Genomic DNA, 16,761 nt, shown 5'->3' on the forward strand with positions numbered 1-16,761 from the left:
CGCCTATCGGGTCGCTGCAAGCCCGGCGGCCCTGCTTCCGTCGCATTTCACCTGCTTCACAGTGCTCATGAGTGCCATGGCGACCCTGTATCATTACCCGCTATGCCCGCATTCGCGTTTCATCCGCCTCGCGCTCAGCGAGTTCGGCATGGAGGCCGAGCTGGTCGAGGAACGCGTCTGGGAGCGCCGACGGGAGTTCATCGAGCTCAATACCGCGGGCACGACGCCCGTCTTCCAGGAGCAGAATGGCCTCACCGTTCCCGGCGCCGGGCCGATCGCGGAATATCTCGACGAGACGCGGGGCCTGGCGCTGGGCGACCGCCGCCTGCTGCCTGAAGGGCCGGGCGAGCGCATCGAGGTGCGCCGCCTGCTCGACTGGTTCAACCTCAAGTTCCACGAGGAAATCACCGGCCCGCTCGTGCTGGAAAAGGTGATGAAGCGCTTCATGAGCCGCGACGATGGCGGCGGCTCGCCCGATATGAGCACGATCCGCGCGGCGCGCGCCAATGTGCGCTATCATCTGCGCTATATCTCCTGGCTGCTGGCCAAGAGGAACTGGCTCGCGGGCGCCCAGATGAGCTATGCCGATCTCGCGGCAGCGGCGCATCTGTCCTGCGTCGACTATCTCGGCGACGTGCCCTGGGAAGAGGATGAGGCGGCTCGCGCATGGTATGCGAGGATCAAGTCGAGACCGAGCTTCCGGCCGCTGCTGAGCGACCGCATACCCGGCATGGCTCCGAGCGCCCATTACGACAATCTGGATTTTTGAACGCAGAGAAGCTCAAGCGCGCCGTCGCCGAGCGCGCGCGCGACGAAGGCTTCGCGGTGATGCGCGTCGCCGGGGCCGATGCGATCCCGCAGGCGCCGGGCCGGCTCGAAGCCTGGCTCGCCAAAGGTTACCAGGGCGAGATGGGCTGGATGGCGGAGCGCCAGGCGCAGCGCGCCGATCCGCGCGAACTCTGGAGCGAGGTTCGCTCCGTCGTGATGCTCGGCATGAACTATGCCGGCGAAGGCGATCCGCTCGCCATGCTCGCGCAAACCGACAAGGCGGCGATCTCGCTCTATGCGAGACGGCGCGACTATCACGACGTCATCAAGGGCAAGCTGAAGAGCGTCGCGGGGCTGCTCGCGGCGCGCGGCGGCGCCGACGTCAAGGTCTTCGTCGATACCGCCCCTGTCATGGAAAAGCCGCTGGCGCAGGCGGCCGGACTCGGCTGGCAGGGCAAGCACACCGTGCTGGTCTCGCGCGAACATGGCTCCTGGCTCCTGCTAGGCGCGATCTACACCACCGCCGAACTGCCGGCCGATCCGGCCGAACGCGACCATTGCGGCTCCTGCCGGCGCTGCCTCGATATCTGCCCGACCGATGCCTTCCCGGCGCCCTACCAGCTCGATGCCCGCCGCTGCATCGCCTATCTCACCATCGAGCACGCAGGCCATATCGACGCCGCCTTGCGGCCCGGCATCGGCAACCGCGTCTTCGGTTGCGACGACTGCCTCGCCGTCTGCCCCTGGAACAAGTTCGCGGCCGCCGCGCAGGAAACGCGGCTCGCGCTCAAGGACGAGCTCGACGGACTCGACCTCGCCGCGCTTGCCCGCCTCGACGATCCCGCCTTCCGCACGCTCTTCGCGGGCACGCCGGTGAAGCGTACCGGGCGCGACCGCTTCCTGCGGAATGTGCTGATCGCGATCGGCAACAGTGGCCGGCCTGAGCTGATCGAGAGCGCCCTGCCCCATCTCGCCGATCCTTCGCCGCTGGTCCGCGCCATGGCTGTCTGGGCGCTGGGACGGCTCGATATCGCGCGCGCCAGAGGGCTCGCCACAGCAGGGCTCGGCAACGAAACTGACTCGCAGGTGCGCGCCGAATGGCTCGCGCTCACGCCCCGGACGGAAGACGCCGCATGAATATCCTGATCCTCGGCCTCGGCTATTCCGCCGGGTTCTTCGCGCGCGCCGCGCTGGCGCGGGGCTGGGAGGTGACGGGCACTGTCCGCTCCGCCGAGAGGGCGGCCGACCTCAGCCGCGAGGGCATCCGGACGCTGGTCTTTGGCGGCTTCGCGGTCTCGTCGGCGCTTGCCAAGGCGGTGGCGGAGGCCGATGCGGTGCTGGTCTCGGTGCAGCCGGCGGAGGATGGCGACCCGGCGCTCGGCCCCTTGCGCGAAACTCTCGCCGCAGCGCCAAAACTGGGCTGGATCGGCTATCTCTCGACGATCGGCGTCTATGGCGACCAGGGCGGCGAATGGATCGACGAAGCCACGCCGCCGGCGCCGACCAATGCCCGTACCCGCCAGCGCGTCGCGATCGAGGAGGCCTGGCTGCAGCTTGGACGCGACAGCGGCAAGCCGGTGCAGATCTTCCGCCTGTCGGGAATCTACGGGCCGGGCCGCAACGCCATCGTCAAGCTGCGCGAGGGCAAGGCGACACGCTTGATCAAGCCGGGGCAGGTGTTCAACCGCATCCATGTCGATGACATCGCCGGGGTGCTGATGGCCTCGCTGGCCCAGCCGCGCCAGGGCGCGATGTACAACGTCACCGACGACGAGCCCGGCCCGCCGCAGGACGTCATCACCTTCGCGGCCGAGCTGACAGGCCTTCAGCCACCGCCCGAAATCCCCTTCGAGCAGGCAAAACTCTCGCCGATGGCGGCGAGCTTCTATGGCGAGAGCAAGCGCGTCTCGAATGCGCTGGTGAAGCGGGAACTGGGCTATGCCTTCCGCTACCCGACCTATCGCGAAGCGCTGCGCGCCCTCGCCGAAGCCGGCGAATAGTCAGGCGGCGCGGCGCGGCGTCTCGCCGCCGTAATAGTCGGCATAACGCTTGTCGATCGCCGAGACCGGCAGCACGACGAGCACGTCGGTCGTGCCGAACTGGTGGTCGATCACGGCGCCGGTGCCGAAGCGGGCGCCGATGCGCAGATAACCCTTGATCAGGGGCGGCAGCTGCTTGAGGGCGAGCTTGGCGTCGACCATCTCCGGCGGCAGGCGATCCATGCCGACGAAATGCTCGGCGTGCGCGATCGCCGCCCAGTCGCCTTCCGAGCGGGCCTGATGGTGCAGGAAGCTCAGCGGCAGCGCCAGCGCATCGGGATCGGTGCCGTCGAAGGAAGCGCAGCCGAACATCGCATCGATGCGGTGATGCTGGAGATAGGCCCAGATACCGGCCCAGAGCAGCTCCACCGTCCGCTTGGTGCGATAGGGCTTCAGGACGCAGGAGCGGCCGAGCTCGAGGAAGCGCTGGCCGGGATGGCGCGCCAGCATCGGGCCGAGATCGAATTCGCCCTGCGTATAGAATCCGCCAAGCCGCTCGGCCGCGCTCTGGCGCATCAAACGGTAGGTGCCGACCACCTTGGGCTTGATGCCGCCGAAGCGGCCGCGCGCAGCATGATCGATGACGAGAAGATGGTCACAGGCCTTGTCGAAACGATCGGCATCGCGGCGGAACATGCGCGAGATCACGTCGGGCTTGGCCGACATCTCCTGATAGAAGACCCGGTAGCGCAGGCGCTGCGCCCGCCAGATCTCGCGCGGGCCGCGCGCCAGCCGAACCTCGAGCGAGCCGAGCCGGCCGAGCGTGCCCGATAGCGGCGGCGTCTCGCCGGTCCCGTCACCGGTGCGGCGCATGGATCCGCCCCTCATCAGCATCAACGGCGCGAATCGCGAGAATGGATTGCCGGCTGACGACCGGCCAGGCAGCGCGTTCTTGCTTCCAGAAACGTGCAGTGCCATCGCTTTTCTCATCTCCTGCCGCTACCGGCATGAGGTAGGCTTGCTCCGACGATCTTACAACTTCGCGACGAAACTGCGTCGGAGCGATGACGGTCGTCAAGCCGTCAGGCTGCCGGCCGCGTTCTGCGACAGGCGCTCCAGCCAGCGCAGCAGGGCCTCGCGCTCCAGTGGTTTCGCCAGGCAATCATCCATCCCGGCGGCAAAGGCCGCGGCCCGGTCGGCCGCCGAGACATTGGCCGTGACCGCCACCAGCGGCAGCGTCGCGGCACGGCCGAGCCGTCTTTCCAGGGCGCGGATCGCACGGGCGCAATCGAGCCCGGTCATCACCGGTATCCGGACATCGAGCAAGGCAAGCGCCAATGGCGGCGCCGTGCCGGCAAAGCTGGCCTCGACCCGCTTCAAAGCCTCGCCCCCGTCACGCGCCCAGATGGCTGTGCAACCGAAACGCTCCAAGGTGCGCGTCGCGAGCAGGGCATTGATCTCGTTGTCTTCGGCGACCAGCACCGTCAGCCCCGTGCCCGGCTGACGCGTGGGCATCGACGCCGGCGCCGGAGCCTCGCCGATCGCGGCCGCCCCGGGCGGAAGCCCGTTGCCCAGGCGCTCATAGAGGGAGCGCGTCCGCACCGGCTTGATCAGGAAGCCAGAGAAACCCGCCGCCTGCGGTGACCCGAACTGCCGGCGCGCATGGGGCGAGAGCAGGATCAGGCAATCGCGAATGCCGGCCGCCGCAACCGCCGCCGCGAGCTGCTTGGCCGGCTCATCGCCGAGTGCATGGTCGACCAGCACCGCCGTGACCGGGATATCCCCGGCGAGCTTCACCCGCGCAGCCTCGACCGTGCCGGCGATGGAGATCGAAGCTCCGGTCGTCCGGATCGTCTCGGCCAGGAAGCGCGCGGCGAAGGGAGCCGGCGAGACCAGCAGGACATGCTGCCCCGGCCAGTGCGGAATCCGCGCCTCCGGCGCATCGATTGCCGCGACCAGCGGCAGGGTGACACGGAAGGTCGCGCCCTCGCCCAATCGACTTTCGGCCCGCACCTCGCCACCCATCAGGCGCGCGAGGCGTCGAACGATCGCGAGGCCGAGGCCGGTGCCCGTCTGCCGGGCGTCGATGCCAGGGTCGAGCTGCTCGAACTCACCGAAGATGGTATCGAGCCGGTCGGCCGGAATGCCCGGCCCGGTATCGGCGACGGCGATCTCCAGGCGATCATCGGTGCAGGCCATGCTCAAGCCCACGCCGCCGGCTTCCGTGAACTTCACGGCATTGCCGACGAGGTTCAGCAGGACCTGGCGCAATCGGTCGCGATCGCCGACAAGCCTTGCCGGGAAGTTGGGCGCGATATGGGCTGCGAGCTCGATGCCCTTGGCCTGCGCGCGCGGCGCCATCAATTCCGCGACGGTCTCGACGAGCTGGGCCGGATCGAAGGGTTCCTCGACCAGTTCGAGCTTGCCGGCCTCGACCTTGGCGAAATCGAGGATGTCGTCGACCAGCGCGAGCAAGGCCTCGCCGGAGGTGCGCAGCGCGGCGACATAGGTCGCCTGCTCGGCATCGGGGCCGGTATCGGTGAGGAGATCGGCCATGCCGAGAATGCCGTTGAGCGGCGTGCGGAATTCGTGGCTGACGGTCGCCAGGAAGCGCGATTTTGCTTCGTTCGCCGCCTCGGCGCGGGCCCGCGCCTCGACCAGCGCATCCTCGCCGGCGATGCGCGCCGAGATGTCGCGGCCGACGCGCTGGATCAGCGTACGCCCGTCGGGCCCGGGAACGACGGTCTCGATCCAGGAGATCCAGCGTTCGCCTTCATAGGTCGCGAGGCACTCGTCGAAGCTGCGGGCGCCGCCTTCCAGCAGCACGAGCGGGCGGAGGGCGAGCTGCGGCAGCAGCATCCGGCTGCCGACCAGATCCTGCTCCCCGGCCCCGAACAGGGCGGCGTAGGCCCGGTTGGCATAGACGATCCGCGCGCCGTCGCGCCGGACGATCAGGTCGCCCTGGGCTTCGATCAGGCTGCGATAGCGTTCCTCGCTATCGGCGAGAGTCCAGAGCCGGTCGTTGAGGGCTTCGGCATCATGGGCGAGCGAGGCCACCTGCCGGCGGAGGTCACCGCGCTGGCGCAGCAGCCACAGCACGGCACCCGCAGCCGGGAGAAGCAAAGCCGCGAAGGCAAGGGCGAACCATGACCAGATCGAAGAAGCCATGCCCTTCGATCTACGCAGCCCGCCTTGAAAAAGCCGCCTGCGAATAGCGCGAATTCGACCGGTTGGATGAGAGGATCGGTTAACCCTGCCACCTCAGGCGGCCTGAACGAGGTCCTCCCCTCGCGCCCGGTAGGACAAGGCTTCGGCCAGGTGACGCCGGCCGACCTTCGCCTCCTCATCGAGATCGGCGAGGGTACGGGCGACCTTCAGCACGCGGTGATAGGCACGCGCCGTCAATCGCAGCGCCTCCGCTGCATCCCGCAGCAGCGCGAGCCCGGCATTGTCCGGCCGCGCGACCTCCTCGATCACCGGCACGGGACAGGCGGCATTGGTCATGACGTGACCGAAACCGAGGCTCTCGAAGCGCGTCGCCTGAAGCCGGCGGGCCGCTCCGACGCGCGCCGCGACCGTCGCCGAGCTCTCGCCTGCGGCAGGGCGAATGAGGTCCGCCGCCGTCACCGCGGGCACATCGATCGCGATATCGATCCGGTCGAGCAGCGGACCGGACACGCGCGCCTGATATTGGGCCATGCAGCGGTCGTTCGGCTGGCGCCGGCAGGCGAAGCCGGGCTCGGTCGCCCGGCCGCAGCGGCACGGGTTCATCGCGGCGACGAGCTGGAAGCGCGCGGGGTAGACGACGCGGTGATTGGCGCGGGAGATCAGGACGTCGCCGGTCTCCATCGGCTGGCGCAGGGCGTCGAGCGCCTGCGGCTGGAATTCCGGCAGTTCATCGAGGAAGAGCACGCCGTGATGGGCGAGCGAGACTTCCCCCGGCCGGGCCTGCAAGCCACCGCCGACGAGCGCGGCCATCGAGGCCGAATGGTGCGGAGCCCGGAAAGGTCGCCGGTCGGTCAGGGCACCGTCGGCGAGCTTGCCGGCAACGGACAGGACCATCGAGACCTCGAGCAGCTCGCGCGGCGAGAGCGGCGGCAGGATCGAGGGCAGGCGGCTCGCCAGCATCGACTTGCCGGCGCCGGGGGGCCCGTTCATCAGGAGATTATGCCCGCCCGCCGCCGCGATCTCGAGCACGCGCCTTGCGCTTTCCTGGCCCTTGACGTCGGCGAGGTCAGGCAGAGGGCCAGCCTGGCGCGCGACCGCCGGTTCGGGCCGGGCCATGACCTGCGTGCCCTTGAAATGATTGGCGAGCTGGATCAGCGAACGCGGCGCCAGGATGTCGATATCGGCAGCCGCCCAGGCCGCCTCCGGGCCGGACCCCGCCGGGCAGATCAGCCCCTGCCCCTTGGCATAAGCTGCGATCGCGGCCGGCAGGACGCCCGCAACAGGGGTAGTCGAGCCGTCGAGCGCGAGTTCGCCGAGGACCACGTAGCCGGAGAGGGCATCGGCGGGAATCGCCCCGATCGCGGCCATGACAGCGAGCGCGATCGGCAGATCGTAATGGCTGCCCTCCTTGGGCAGGTCGGCCGGGGCGAGATTGACGGTGACGCGCTTGGCCGGCAGCGCAAGCCCCGAGGCGAGGAGCGCGGCGCGGACCCGCTCGCGGCTTTCGGCAACGGCCTTGTCGGGCAGCCCGACCAGCACGAAGGCGACGCCGCCCGGCGCGACCTGGACCTGAACGTCGACGGCGCGCGCCTCGATGCCCTCGAACGCCACCGTCGCGACTCGCGCCACCATCTTGCGCCCCGCTCCCTTACCGCTTGGGAAGGCTAGCGAAGCTTTGGCGGCAACGCAAGAACATATCGGGAACTCAACAGATCGAAAAGAAGGGGAGGCGGTGCCTCCCCTTGTCGTCAGGCTTCGACGCCGAGGCCGATCTGGCAGGCCACGCCGGTGCCGCCCAGGCCGCAATAGCCGGCCGGGTTCTTCGCCCGATAGCGCAGGGAGAACGTCATTCGCTCCGTTTCGTTCGAGCTCGACGCTTAAAGCCTGCGTCTCTCGCTATCACAGGGGCCTGGGCGCAAGGGGCGCCATCACCGACGCGTGACGATGCCGATGGCCGCCTCCGGGCGCCGTCCGAGCCAGAGCAGCGCGAAGCCGAGCAGGAGGGCGACGACCGCCGCTGGCGCCCGCAACACCGTCAGCAGCAGCGGGTCCCAGAGCCAGGGGTGAATGTTGCGCTCGATCGCCGGCTGGATCAGCTGGTAGCGCTCCTGAACGAGAGCGATCAGGGCCTCGCTGACCGGCATGAAGCGCAATCCGGCATTCGCGATCGAGCGGGCACCGTCGATCACCAGCGCGACGAAGCCGGCCGCGACGAATACATAGCCGATCAACCGGAGAAGAAACCTCACCATCCGCTCCCTATCGCAATCCACGCCGCAAAACGTCCGGCCGGCGCACCGCTTCGGTGCCCAGATGTGACCATGCTGGCCGCAGATCGCAACCGATGACCCGCGATTTACCGGGATTGTGCAAAACCCTGCATCTCGGCCCTTGAAAGATCACGGGCCGGCAGTCATAAGCAGCGCGCCGGACAGGTGGCCGAGTGGTTGAAGGCGCACGCCTGGAAAGTGTGTATACGGGAAACCGTATCGCGGGTTCGAATCCCGCCCTGTCCGCCATGCATTTCGACACTCAGCATATGTTTCGATGACGGCATCGATAGCTCAGTGTCGTGCTGCCCCCAGCGATGACCCGACAGTCACTTGCGTTCGACAGTGTTCCGGGTCGGAATCAGCCTCGAGGCGATGCCATTCGGGTTTGCCCCAGAAGCCGACCCTGGGGCTTCGCCACAAGCTGACGCCAACGGTCCCGGCGCGCGATATTCGCTCTCGCCGCCATTCGGAGGTTCGTCGCCAGTTTGCGTTATCCTCAAAGCTGGCCGCCGTAGGCGGCCAGGAGCGGATCATCGCATTTGCCCCGGGTTTATCCCGTCATCATCTTCGGCAGGATGGTGACGATCTGCGGGAACGCCGTGATCAGGACCAGCAGCAGCATCAGCACGAAGAAATAAGGAATCGCCGCCTTCGTCACGGCAAGGATGTCCTTGCCGGTGATGCTCTGCAGCACGAACAGGTTGAAGCCGACCGGCGGGGTGATCTGCGCCGCCTCGATCAGGATCACCACGAAGATGCCGAACCAGAGCAGGTCGATGCCTGCCGCCTGCACCATCGGCAACATCACCGACGAGGTCAGCACAATGATCGAGATGCCCTCGAGGAAGCAGCCGAGGATCAGCATGAACACGGCCAGCACCGCCAGCAGCGCGTAGGGCGAGAGATGCATCGCGTCGACCCAGCCCGCGAGCGAGCGGGGAATGTCAACGAAGGCGACGGCGATCGTCAGGCAGGCGGCGCAGGCGATGATGAAGGAGATCATGCAGGAGGTCCGCATGGCTGCCATCAAGCCGTCCATGAAGCTCGCACGCGTCAGCCCGCCGCCGACCGCCGCCAGGATCAGCGCCCCGATCACACCGATGGTCGCGGCCTCCGTGGGGGTGGCGATGCCGCCATAGATCGAGCCGACGACAGAGGCGATCAGCAACGCCACCGGGATCAGGCGCCGCGAGCGGTAGATCTTCTCCAGGAACGGCACCGGCGGCTCGGCCGGCGGCATCTTGTCCGGGTTGAGCAGGCTCCAAATTGCCGTGTAGCCCATGAACAGCGCCATCAGCAGGATGCCGGGCAGGACGCCGGCGATGAAGAGCCGCGCGATCGAGACCTCTGCCGTGACGCCGTAGACGATCATGATGATCGAGGGCGGGATCAGCAGGCCGAGCGTGCCGGAGCCCGCGAGCGTGCCGATCGTCATGTTGAGCGGATAGCCGCGCTTCTCCAGCTCGGGCACGCTGATCCGGCCGATCGTGGCGCAGGTCACAGCCGATGAGCCGGCGACCGCCGCCATAATGCCGCAGCCGAGCACGTTGACATGGAGCAGCCGGCCCGGCAGCCGCGACACCCAGGGTGCGAGCCCCTGAAACATGTCCGCCGACAATTTCGAGCGGAACAGGATCTCGCCCATCCAGATGAAGAGCGGCAGCGAGGTCAGCGCCCAGCCCCAGCTCGAATCCCAGAGCGTGGACGCGATCAGCGAACCCATCGGCGCGGTGGTGAAGAGCCCCATCATCACCATGCCGACGGTGAGGAGCGAGAGTGCGACCCAGACGCCGCTGGCGAGCAGCAGGAGGAGCGAGCTGGCGAGGACCAGCGAGGCGAGAACGGTCGTGTCCATGATCGGCCCCTATGCCACCGGCCTGTCGAGCTCGACTTCGTCGGGCGCCTCGTAGCGCGGCTTGCCGCCGGCGAGGAGCCAGATCAGCTCGTCGATGAAGGCGATCGCCAGGGCGGCGATGCCGATGGCGACGCCGGTCTGCGGGATCCAGAACGGCATCGCCAGCAGGCCGGGGCTGACATCGTTGAACTCGCGCGACTGCAGCGCCAGCGATGCGACATGCCAGGCGAGGAACGAGACCACCACCGTGCCGAGCAGGCAGTTGAAGATCTCGACGCCGTGCCGCCAGCGTTGCGGCAGGCGGTCGATGAGCAGGTTGATCCGGACATGGCCGCCGCGCCGGAAGGTATGGGCGAGACCGAAGAAGGTCGATGCCGCCAGGCACAGGCCCGCCGCTTCGGTCGCGTCGACGGTGACGCCGCGCATGCGCCCCACGATCTGGGTGACGATGGCCAGCCCGATGCCGACCATGAAGGCGGCGGCGATGTAGCCGCACGCTTCATAGAACCTGTCGAGAACTCCGCGTATCACCGGTCACCCCACTGGCCATGATTTGATTGAAAGAGTGGCGCGCGGAAGCCGGTTACTTCAGGCTCTTCTGGTAGTTTTCATAGACGGCCTTCTCCTCGGCCGTGGCGGTGCCCAGCCAGTCGGCGACCATGCCCTTTCCAGCCGCCTCGATTGCGTCGAGGATATCCTTCGGCGACTGGGCGATGGTCACGGCATGGCTCTTCAGCACGCCTTCGCGTTCCTCGCCGGCCTTCTTGGAGAGTTCCCAGCCGCGCTTCGTGGCGGCCTCGCCGGCCTCCAGCACCACCTTCTGCGTCGCCGGGTCGAGCTGGCGGAAGGCGCGCTCGTTGACCAGGATCGCGTTCTTGTTGTGCATCGTGCCGGTATAGGTGAAGTGCTTGACGTAGTCCCAGATCTGGACGTCGGTGCCGGTCTGGGCGCTGGTCCAGAGCGACTGGATCATGCCGGTCGAGAAGGCCTGCGGAACCTCGGCGAAGGGCAGGATCAGAGCCTCCATACCGAGCTTTTCGCCCATGATCTGCGTCTGCTTCGAATAGATGCGCAGCTTCTGGCCCTTCAGGTCCGCCAGCCCCTTGAGCTCGGCCTTCGTGTAGAAGCCCTGCCCCGGCCAGGCGACATAGGTAATGGCGCGCAAGCCGCTCTTCTTGAACATCGCCTCGAAGAACGGGCGCTGGGCATCGGTCAGCTTGGTCGCCTGGTCATAGGTCGTGGCGACGCCGGGGATGTTGTCGAGATTGTACATCGCCGCTTCGTTGCCGTAGACGCCGAGGCGGATCTCGCCGATCTGGATCTGGCTGGACTGGACGGCGCGCTTGACCGCGTCGAGCTTGATCAGGCTGTCGTTCGAGCGCAGGTCGATCTTGAGCTTGCCGCCGCTCTTCTGCTCGATCTCCTTGATCATCTCCCGGATGTTCTGGGTGAAGAAGCTGCTTTCCGGATAGCCCGAGGCCATGGTCCAGCTCGTCTGGGCGCTGGCGGGAACGGCAAACCCGATGCTCAGGGCAAGGGCGGCGGAGGCGATCAAAGCTCTGCGGTTCATGGTTCCCCTCGTTCTTGTCGCGCTGTGGAGACATCCATGCGCGTTTGGAGCCGGAGCCGAGCCGAAGCCCGATCGACGGCTAACGATAGTCCACCGCGTTCCGCCGATAGCAGCCAATTGAATTTTGCTGTTTTCGCGATGCATTTTCTTTATCGAGGATATGCCGCCATTATCTGCTCGCGCGGCTATGCCGGAAATAAGCGATGCCGAACTGGACGCTGAAGCAGCTCGAAAGTTTCGTCTGGGTGGCCAAGCTCGGCAGCTTCCGGGCGACGGCCGAGCGTCTGAACACGACCCAGCCGAACATTTCCGTGCGCATCTCGCAGCTCGAATCCGTGCTGGGCGTCAGGCTGTTCCACCGCGATTCCGGCTCGGTCGCGCTGACGCCGATCGGCCATTCGCTGCTCGGCCAGGCCGAGCGGGTGCTGCAGGCCTCGGAGGAGTTCTCGCAGCAATCGATCCGCTCCGACCAGCAGATCGGCATCCTCAGGCTCGGCGTCGCCGAGCTCATCGCCCAGACCTGGCTCCGCGACTATCTGCTCGACCTCAGGCAGGTCTTTCCGAATGTCGATGTCGAGCTCAGGGTCGACCTGACGATCAACCTGCGCGAGGAGCTGGTGTCGCGATCGCTCGACCTGTGCCTGCTGAACGGCCCGATCCCGAACTTCAACATCACCAATGTCGATCTCGGCTCCGTGCCCTATCTGTGGGTGGCCTCGCCGCAGCTTGGGCTCACCGGCTCCGAACTGGCGACGATGGCCTCGCACACGATCCTGACCCATGCGCGCAACACACGCCATTTCGTCGAGCTCTCGGCGCATTTCCGCGACAACTGGGAGAGGCCGGTCCGGATCGTGCCGTCGAGCAGCCTCGCAGCCAGCCTGCAGATGACCATCGACGGCCTCGGGATCGCGCCGATGTCGCGGACGCTGGTGGAGAAGCTTCTCGACACCGGAGAGCTTGTGGAGTTCCCCTATGAATGGAAGCCGAGCGCTTTGATCTTCACGGCCTCATACGCCCATACGCCAGCCAGCTTCCTGCTCAAGCGGGCGGCCGAACTCGCCAGCGAACGGGCAGCGCGGCATCATCAGGGCGACGCCCGGCGGCCCGCCGAACACGCCGAGCGCGGATCCAACTGATAAATATCCCTTATCAAATATCATAGATAATAATAATTCGACGACATCGATGCCGCATTCCATCCTCGCCTCATCAGACAACGGAGGCGCGTAAGCCATGTCCATTCTCGGGGCCCGACTGGGCGTCGATATCGGGGGAACCTTTACGGATGTCGTGCTCGAGCAGGACGGACAGCGGTTCTCGACCAAGGTCCTGACCACGTATACCGCCCCTGAGGATGCGATCATCGAAGGCATGCACCGTGTCTGCGAGAAGGCCGGCATCGCGGCCTCGGCGATCGGGCAGATCATCCATGGCACGACGCTGGCGACCAATGCGCTGATCGAGCGGCGCGGCGCCAAGACCGCTCTCATCACCACCGAAGGCTTTCGCGACGTCATCGAGATGCGCACCGAAAGCCGCTTCGAGCAATACGACCTCAACCTGACGCTGCCGGAACCGCTGCTGCCGCGCAACCGCCGCTACACGGTCAAGGAGCGCATGGATGCGCGCGGCAACGTCCTGATCCCGCTCGATCGGGCCGCCGTCGAGACCCTCGTCGATGAATTGCGCGAAGCCGGCTACGAGAGCGTCGCAGTCGGACTGCTGCATTCCTATGTCAACGACGCGCATGAGCGCCTGATCCAGGAGGTGCTGACTGCGCGCCTGCCGGGCGCGATGGTTTCGCTCTCATCGGAAGTCTCGCCGCAGATGCGGGAATACGAGCGCTTCAACACGACGATCGCCAACGCTTTCATCAAGCCGCTGATGAAGAGCTATCTCGTCCGGCTCAAGGGGCGACTGGCAGCCGAGGGCGCTTCCTGCCCGATCTTCCTGATGCATTCGGGCGGCGGCATCATCTCGCTGGAGAGCGCCTCGGAATTCCCGGTTCGCCTCGTCGAATCCGGCCCGGCAGGCGGCGCCGTCTTCGCCGCCGACATCGCAGCGCGGCACGGGCTGAAGAAGGTGCTCTCCTTCGACATGGGCGGCACCACCGCCAAGATCTGCCTGATCAAGAACTATACGCCGAAGACCGCCCGCGTCTTCGAGGTCGCCCGGACATATCGCTTCAAGAAGGGCTCAGGCATGCCGATCTCGATCCCGGTGATCGATATGGTCGAGATCGGGGCCGGCGGCGGCAGCCTCGCCCATGTCGACTCGATGAACCAGATCCGCGTCGGGCCGGAAAGCGCAGGCTCTGAGCCCGGCCCGGCCTGCTACGGCCGCGGCGGCAAACGCCCGGCCGTGACCGATGCCGACGTGATCCTCGGCAAGATCGATCCGGACAATTTCGCCGCCGGCACGATCCCGCTCTTCGCCGACCAGTCGGCCGCGGCGCTGACAGCCGAGATCGGCGGCAGGCTGGGCATGGACGCCCAGGAAAGCGCCTGGGGTGTCGCCGAGGTCGTCGACGAGAACATGGCCAACGCCGCCCGCGTCCATGCCGTCGAGAACGGCGAGGACCTCTCGGAATACACGATGATCGCCTTCGGCGGCGCCGCCCCGCTGCATGCCGGCCGCCTTTGCGAAAAGCTCGGAATTGCGCGCTGCCTCGTGCCGCCCGGCGCCGGCGTCGGCTCGGCCATCGGTTTCCTGCGAGCACCGTTCAGCTTCGAGGCCAACCGCACGCTGTTCATGCGGCTCGCCCAGTTCGACACGGCGCGCGTCACCAAACTCTTCGACGAGATGGAAGAGGAAGCGACGCGAGTGGTGCGCTCCTGCGGCTGGGCCGGCGCGATCCAGGCCGAATACAAGATCTACATGCGCTATGCCGGCCAGGGCTGGGAAATCCCGGTGATCCTGACGCCTGAAGAGGCTCGCGCCGCCGATCCGGCCGTCATCCTCCAGCGCTTCGAGCACGAATACGCCAATCTTTTCGGGCGCACGGTGAAGGGTCTCGCGGCCGAGATCACCGTCTGGTCGGTCAACGCGCATACGCCACAGGAGGCGGTTGCTCCGGTCGCTCCGGTCTCGCAGATGCGCGAAGCCCCGGCTGAGGGCAGCCGCTCCGTCTTCGATGCCGGGCTCGGCCGCCGCGTCGAGGCTGAAGCCCATAGCCGCACTGCCCTGCCCGCCGGCAGCCGGATCAGCGGCCCCGGCATCGTCACCGAGGACGAGACCACCATCATCCTGCCGTCGAGCCGCTTCGCCGTCACGCTGAACGACGGCTGCATCGACATCCGCCTTGCCGAAGCCGCACCCGCCGCTGCCATCGCCGCGCGGAAGGAGCCCGCCCATGTCTGAGATCTCCAAGGTCGCCTATCAGGTCATGTGGAACCGCCTGATCTCGGTCGTCGAGGAACAGGCCCAGGCGCTGATCCGCACCTCCTTCTCGACCTCGGTGCGCGAGGCGGGAGACCTTTCCGCTGGCGTCTACAACGAGAAAGGCGAGATGCTGGCGCAGGCGGTGACCGGCACGCCCGGCCACGTCAACGCCATGGCCGATGCCGTCGCCCATTTCATCCGCCGCATCGGGCGCGAGAATATCGCCGAGGGTGATGTCTACATCACCAACAACCCCTGGGAGGGCACCGGCCACCTGCACGACATCACCGTCGTCAGCCCGTCCTTCCACCAGGGCCGCCATGTCGGCTTCTTCGCCTGCACCGCCCATATCGTCGATATCGGCGGGCGCGGCTTCGGTGCCGATGCCAACTCGGTCTACGAGGAAGGCCTGCATATCCCGATCATGAAGTTCGTCGACCGCGGCACGGTCAACGAGACGCTGGTCACGATCATCCGCGGCAATGTCCGCGAGCCCGACCAGCTTGTCGGCGACATCTATGCGCTGGCGACCTGCAACGAGATCGGCCATCGCCGGCTGGTGGACATGATGGTCGAGTTCAGGCTCGCCGACCTCGCCGGCATCTCCGATTTCATCCTGACCAATTCGCGCCAGGCGACGCTCGACAAGATCGCCGCGCTGCCGCGTGGGCAGGCCGAGGGCCATATGCGGATCGACGGCTACAGCCGGCCGATCGACCTCAAGGTGAAGATCTCGATCGAGCCGGACGGCGTGCTCTGCGACTGGGCCGGCACCTCCGGCGTCGACAAGAACGGCATCAACGTGCCGCTGGTCTATACGAAGGCCTATACCTGCTACGCGCTGAAATGCGCCATCGCGCCGGAAATCCCGAACAATGCGGCGTCGCTGGAGCCGTTCCGCATCACGGCGCCGGAGCACACCATCGTCAACGCCGTCTGGCCGGCGCCGGTGGCGCTCCGCCACATCATCGGCCATATGGTGCCGGACACGATCTACGACGCGCTCGACAAGCTCCTGCCCGGCCTCGTCCCGGCCGAGGGCGCCGGGAGCCTCTGCAACTTCCAGGTCTCGCTCCGGCCGCGCAGCGACGGCCCCTGGCCCGCCGATCCCGTGCGCGCCGAGGTCCTGACCTTCAATTCGGGCGGCTCCGGTGCCCGGCCCGCACTCGACGGCATGAACGCGACCGCCTTCCCTTCCGGCGTGATGACGATGCCGGTCGAGGCGACCGAGCAGGTCGGCCCGGTGATCGTCTGGCGCAAGGAGCTCCGGCCCGATTCCGGCGGCAAGGGCCAGCATCGCGGCGGCCTCGGGCAGCATATGGAGGTCGGCGCCTGGGAGGGCTACGAGTTCGACATCCAGGCGATGTTCGACCGGGTCCACCATCCCGCCCGCGGCCGGCGCGGCGGCGGCGGCGGAGCGCCGACCACCATCGCGCTCGACGACGGCACGGCGATGAAGGGCAAGGGCAAGCAGTTCGTGCCGCATGGCCGCAAGGTCGTCATGGCCTTCCCGGGGGGCGCGGGCTATGGCGCATCCGCCGAGCGGCCCGCAAGCAGCGTGGAGCGCGACCTCGCCCTGGGTTATGTCTCGGCGGAGGCGGCCCGCGCCGATTATGGCCTGTCCGAGGAGCGGGTGGCCGATGTGCTGGCCGCGTCCCGGCGCGGTGAGTTGCCCCGTTAGCGGCAGAGGCAGCGGCATGGCGGCCTGCGCAGTGCTGCGGCTTGTCAGCGATCGCCCGTCGATGCCTCACTGCGGCCTTCGAC

General features: G+C 67.2%; 14 protein-coding genes, 1 tRNA gene and 1 pseudogene. 7 read left to right on the forward strand and 9 right to left on the reverse strand.

The features are described from left to right. The first annotated feature begins 76 nt into the window (after positions 1–76). From AC1RLU_RS19755 to AC1RLU_RS19765, 3 genes are read left to right on the forward strand one after another with little or no spacing between them, the layout of a single operon-like run. On the forward strand, positions 77–769 hold the full coding sequence (locus AC1RLU_RS19755; RefSeq protein ID WP_061971842.1) for a glutathione S-transferase family protein: 693 nt from the start codon (positions 77–79) through the stop codon (positions 767–769). Next, complete coding sequence (gene queG, locus AC1RLU_RS19760; RefSeq protein WP_492797707.1) at positions 766–1,905, forward strand: tRNA epoxyqueuosine(34) reductase QueG; 1,140 nt, start codon at positions 766–768, stop codon at positions 1,903–1,905. The genes AC1RLU_RS19755 and queG overlap by 4 nt, the downstream gene beginning before the upstream one ends. Beyond that, a complete protein-coding gene (locus tag AC1RLU_RS19765; RefSeq protein ID WP_492797709.1) occupies positions 1,902–2,768 on the forward strand; it encodes an SDR family oxidoreductase in 867 nt (288 codons plus the stop codon). Before queG ends, AC1RLU_RS19765 begins: the two co-directional genes overlap by 4 nt. On the opposite strand, the gene olsB is transcribed toward AC1RLU_RS19765, so the two are convergent. The 6 genes and pseudogenes from olsB to AC1RLU_RS19795 all read right to left on the reverse strand — a co-directional run bounded on the left by olsB (position 2,769) and on the right by AC1RLU_RS19795 (position 8,164). After that, positions 2,769–3,620, reverse strand: coding sequence for a l-ornithine N(alpha)-acyltransferase (olsB, locus tag AC1RLU_RS19770; RefSeq protein ID WP_492797711.1), 852 nt, complete (start codon positions 3,618–3,620; stop codon positions 2,769–2,771). Next, a complete protein-coding gene (locus tag AC1RLU_RS19775) occupies positions 3,604–3,825 on the reverse strand; it encodes a hypothetical protein (RefSeq protein ID WP_492797713.1) in 222 nt (73 codons plus the stop codon). The genes olsB and AC1RLU_RS19775 overlap by 17 nt, the downstream gene beginning before the upstream one ends. Then, the gene (locus AC1RLU_RS19780; protein WP_492797715.1) at positions 3,822–5,915 is read right to left on the reverse strand and encodes a hybrid sensor histidine kinase/response regulator; all 2,094 of its coding nucleotides are present in this window, start codon (positions 5,913–5,915) and stop codon (positions 3,822–3,824) included. The genes AC1RLU_RS19775 and AC1RLU_RS19780 overlap by 4 nt, the downstream gene beginning before the upstream one ends. A 93-nt stretch (positions 5,916–6,008) precedes the next feature. Beyond that, a complete protein-coding gene (locus tag AC1RLU_RS19785) occupies positions 6,009–7,547 on the reverse strand; it encodes a YifB family Mg chelatase-like AAA ATPase (protein WP_492797716.1) in 1,539 nt (512 codons plus the stop codon). Between the two features lie 116 nt (positions 7,548–7,663). After that, positions 7,664–7,750 (reverse strand): annotated as a pseudogene (locus AC1RLU_RS19790) (peptide-methionine (S)-S-oxide reductase MsrA); the annotation flags it as partial. A 93-nt stretch (positions 7,751–7,843) separates the two neighbouring features. Beyond that, a complete protein-coding gene (locus AC1RLU_RS19795; protein ID WP_413813557.1) occupies positions 7,844–8,164 on the reverse strand; it encodes a hypothetical protein in 321 nt (106 codons plus the stop codon). Positions 8,165–8,344: 180 nt separating this feature from the next. Here AC1RLU_RS19795 and AC1RLU_RS19800 point away from each other — a divergent pair. Further along, positions 8,345–8,434: transfer RNA gene (locus AC1RLU_RS19800), tRNA-Ser, on the forward strand. Positions 8,435–8,738: 304 nt separating this feature from the next. Here the strand turns inward: AC1RLU_RS19800 and AC1RLU_RS19805 are convergent. The 3 genes from AC1RLU_RS19805 to AC1RLU_RS19815 are packed head-to-tail and all read right to left on the reverse strand — an operon-like array spanning position 8,739 to position 11,613. After that, positions 8,739–10,043 carry a TRAP transporter large permease gene (locus AC1RLU_RS19805; protein ID WP_061971832.1) on the reverse strand — a complete coding sequence of 435 codons (1,305 nt, stop codon included), beginning with the start codon at positions 10,041–10,043 and terminating at the stop codon, positions 8,739–8,741. Positions 10,044–10,052: 9 nt separating this feature from the next. Beyond that, positions 10,053–10,574 (reverse strand): TRAP transporter small permease, encoded by a 522-nt coding sequence (locus AC1RLU_RS19810; RefSeq protein WP_492797719.1) that lies wholly within the window; start codon positions 10,572–10,574, stop codon positions 10,053–10,055. A gap of 52 nt (positions 10,575–10,626) precedes the next feature. Then, positions 10,627–11,613 (reverse strand): TRAP transporter substrate-binding protein, encoded by a 987-nt coding sequence (locus tag AC1RLU_RS19815; protein ID WP_492797720.1) that lies wholly within the window; start codon positions 11,611–11,613, stop codon positions 10,627–10,629. A 203-nt stretch (positions 11,614–11,816) separates the two neighbouring features. Between AC1RLU_RS19815 and AC1RLU_RS19820 the strand changes: the two genes are divergently transcribed. From AC1RLU_RS19820 to AC1RLU_RS19830, 3 genes are all read left to right on the forward strand, one after another. Further along, entirely contained in the window at positions 11,817–12,752 is a 936-nt protein-coding gene (locus tag AC1RLU_RS19820) for a LysR family transcriptional regulator (RefSeq protein WP_492797722.1), read from the forward strand. Between the two features lie 97 nt (positions 12,753–12,849). Next, the gene (locus AC1RLU_RS19825; protein ID WP_492797724.1) at positions 12,850–14,976 is read left to right on the forward strand and encodes a hydantoinase/oxoprolinase family protein; all 2,127 of its coding nucleotides are present in this window, start codon (positions 12,850–12,852) and stop codon (positions 14,974–14,976) included. After that, positions 14,969–16,678 (forward strand): hydantoinase B/oxoprolinase family protein, encoded by a 1,710-nt coding sequence (locus AC1RLU_RS19830; RefSeq protein ID WP_170843386.1) that lies wholly within the window; start codon positions 14,969–14,971, stop codon positions 16,676–16,678. Before AC1RLU_RS19825 ends, AC1RLU_RS19830 begins: the two co-directional genes overlap by 8 nt. Positions 16,679–16,761 lie beyond the last annotated feature (83 nt).

It is taken from the genome of Allobosea sp. GW822-FHT05A11 (genome assembly GCF_058800455.1).

Excerpts from the sequence above, each read along its gene's own strand:
- AC1RLU_RS19755 (WP_061971842.1), top strand. The coding sequence starts at position 77 with ATGGCGACCCTGTATCATTACCCGCTATGCCCGCATTCGCGTTTCATC.
- AC1RLU_RS19765 (WP_492797709.1), top strand. The coding sequence starts at position 1,902 with ATGAATATCCTGATCCTCGGCCTCGGCTATTCCGCCGGGTTCTTCGCG.
- olsB (WP_492797711.1), bottom strand. The coding sequence starts at position 3,620 with ATGCGCCGCACCGGTGACGGGACCGGCGAGACGCCGCCGCTATCGGGC.
- AC1RLU_RS19780 (WP_492797715.1), bottom strand. The coding sequence starts at position 5,915 with ATGGCTTCTTCGATCTGGTCATGGTTCGCCCTTGCCTTCGCGGCTTTG.
- AC1RLU_RS19785 (WP_492797716.1), bottom strand. The coding sequence starts at position 7,547 with ATGGTGGCGCGAGTCGCGACGGTGGCGTTCGAGGGCATCGAGGCGCGC.
- AC1RLU_RS19805 (WP_061971832.1), bottom strand. The coding sequence starts at position 10,043 with ATGGACACGACCGTTCTCGCCTCGCTGGTCCTCGCCAGCTCGCTCCTC.
- AC1RLU_RS19815 (WP_492797720.1), bottom strand. The coding sequence starts at position 11,613 with ATGAACCGCAGAGCTTTGATCGCCTCCGCCGCCCTTGCCCTGAGCATC.
- AC1RLU_RS19820 (WP_492797722.1), top strand. The coding sequence starts at position 11,817 with ATGCCGAACTGGACGCTGAAGCAGCTCGAAAGTTTCGTCTGGGTGGCC.
- AC1RLU_RS19825 (WP_492797724.1), top strand. The coding sequence starts at position 12,850 with ATGTCCATTCTCGGGGCCCGACTGGGCGTCGATATCGGGGGAACCTTT.
- AC1RLU_RS19830 (WP_170843386.1), top strand. The coding sequence starts at position 14,969 with ATGTCTGAGATCTCCAAGGTCGCCTATCAGGTCATGTGGAACCGCCTG.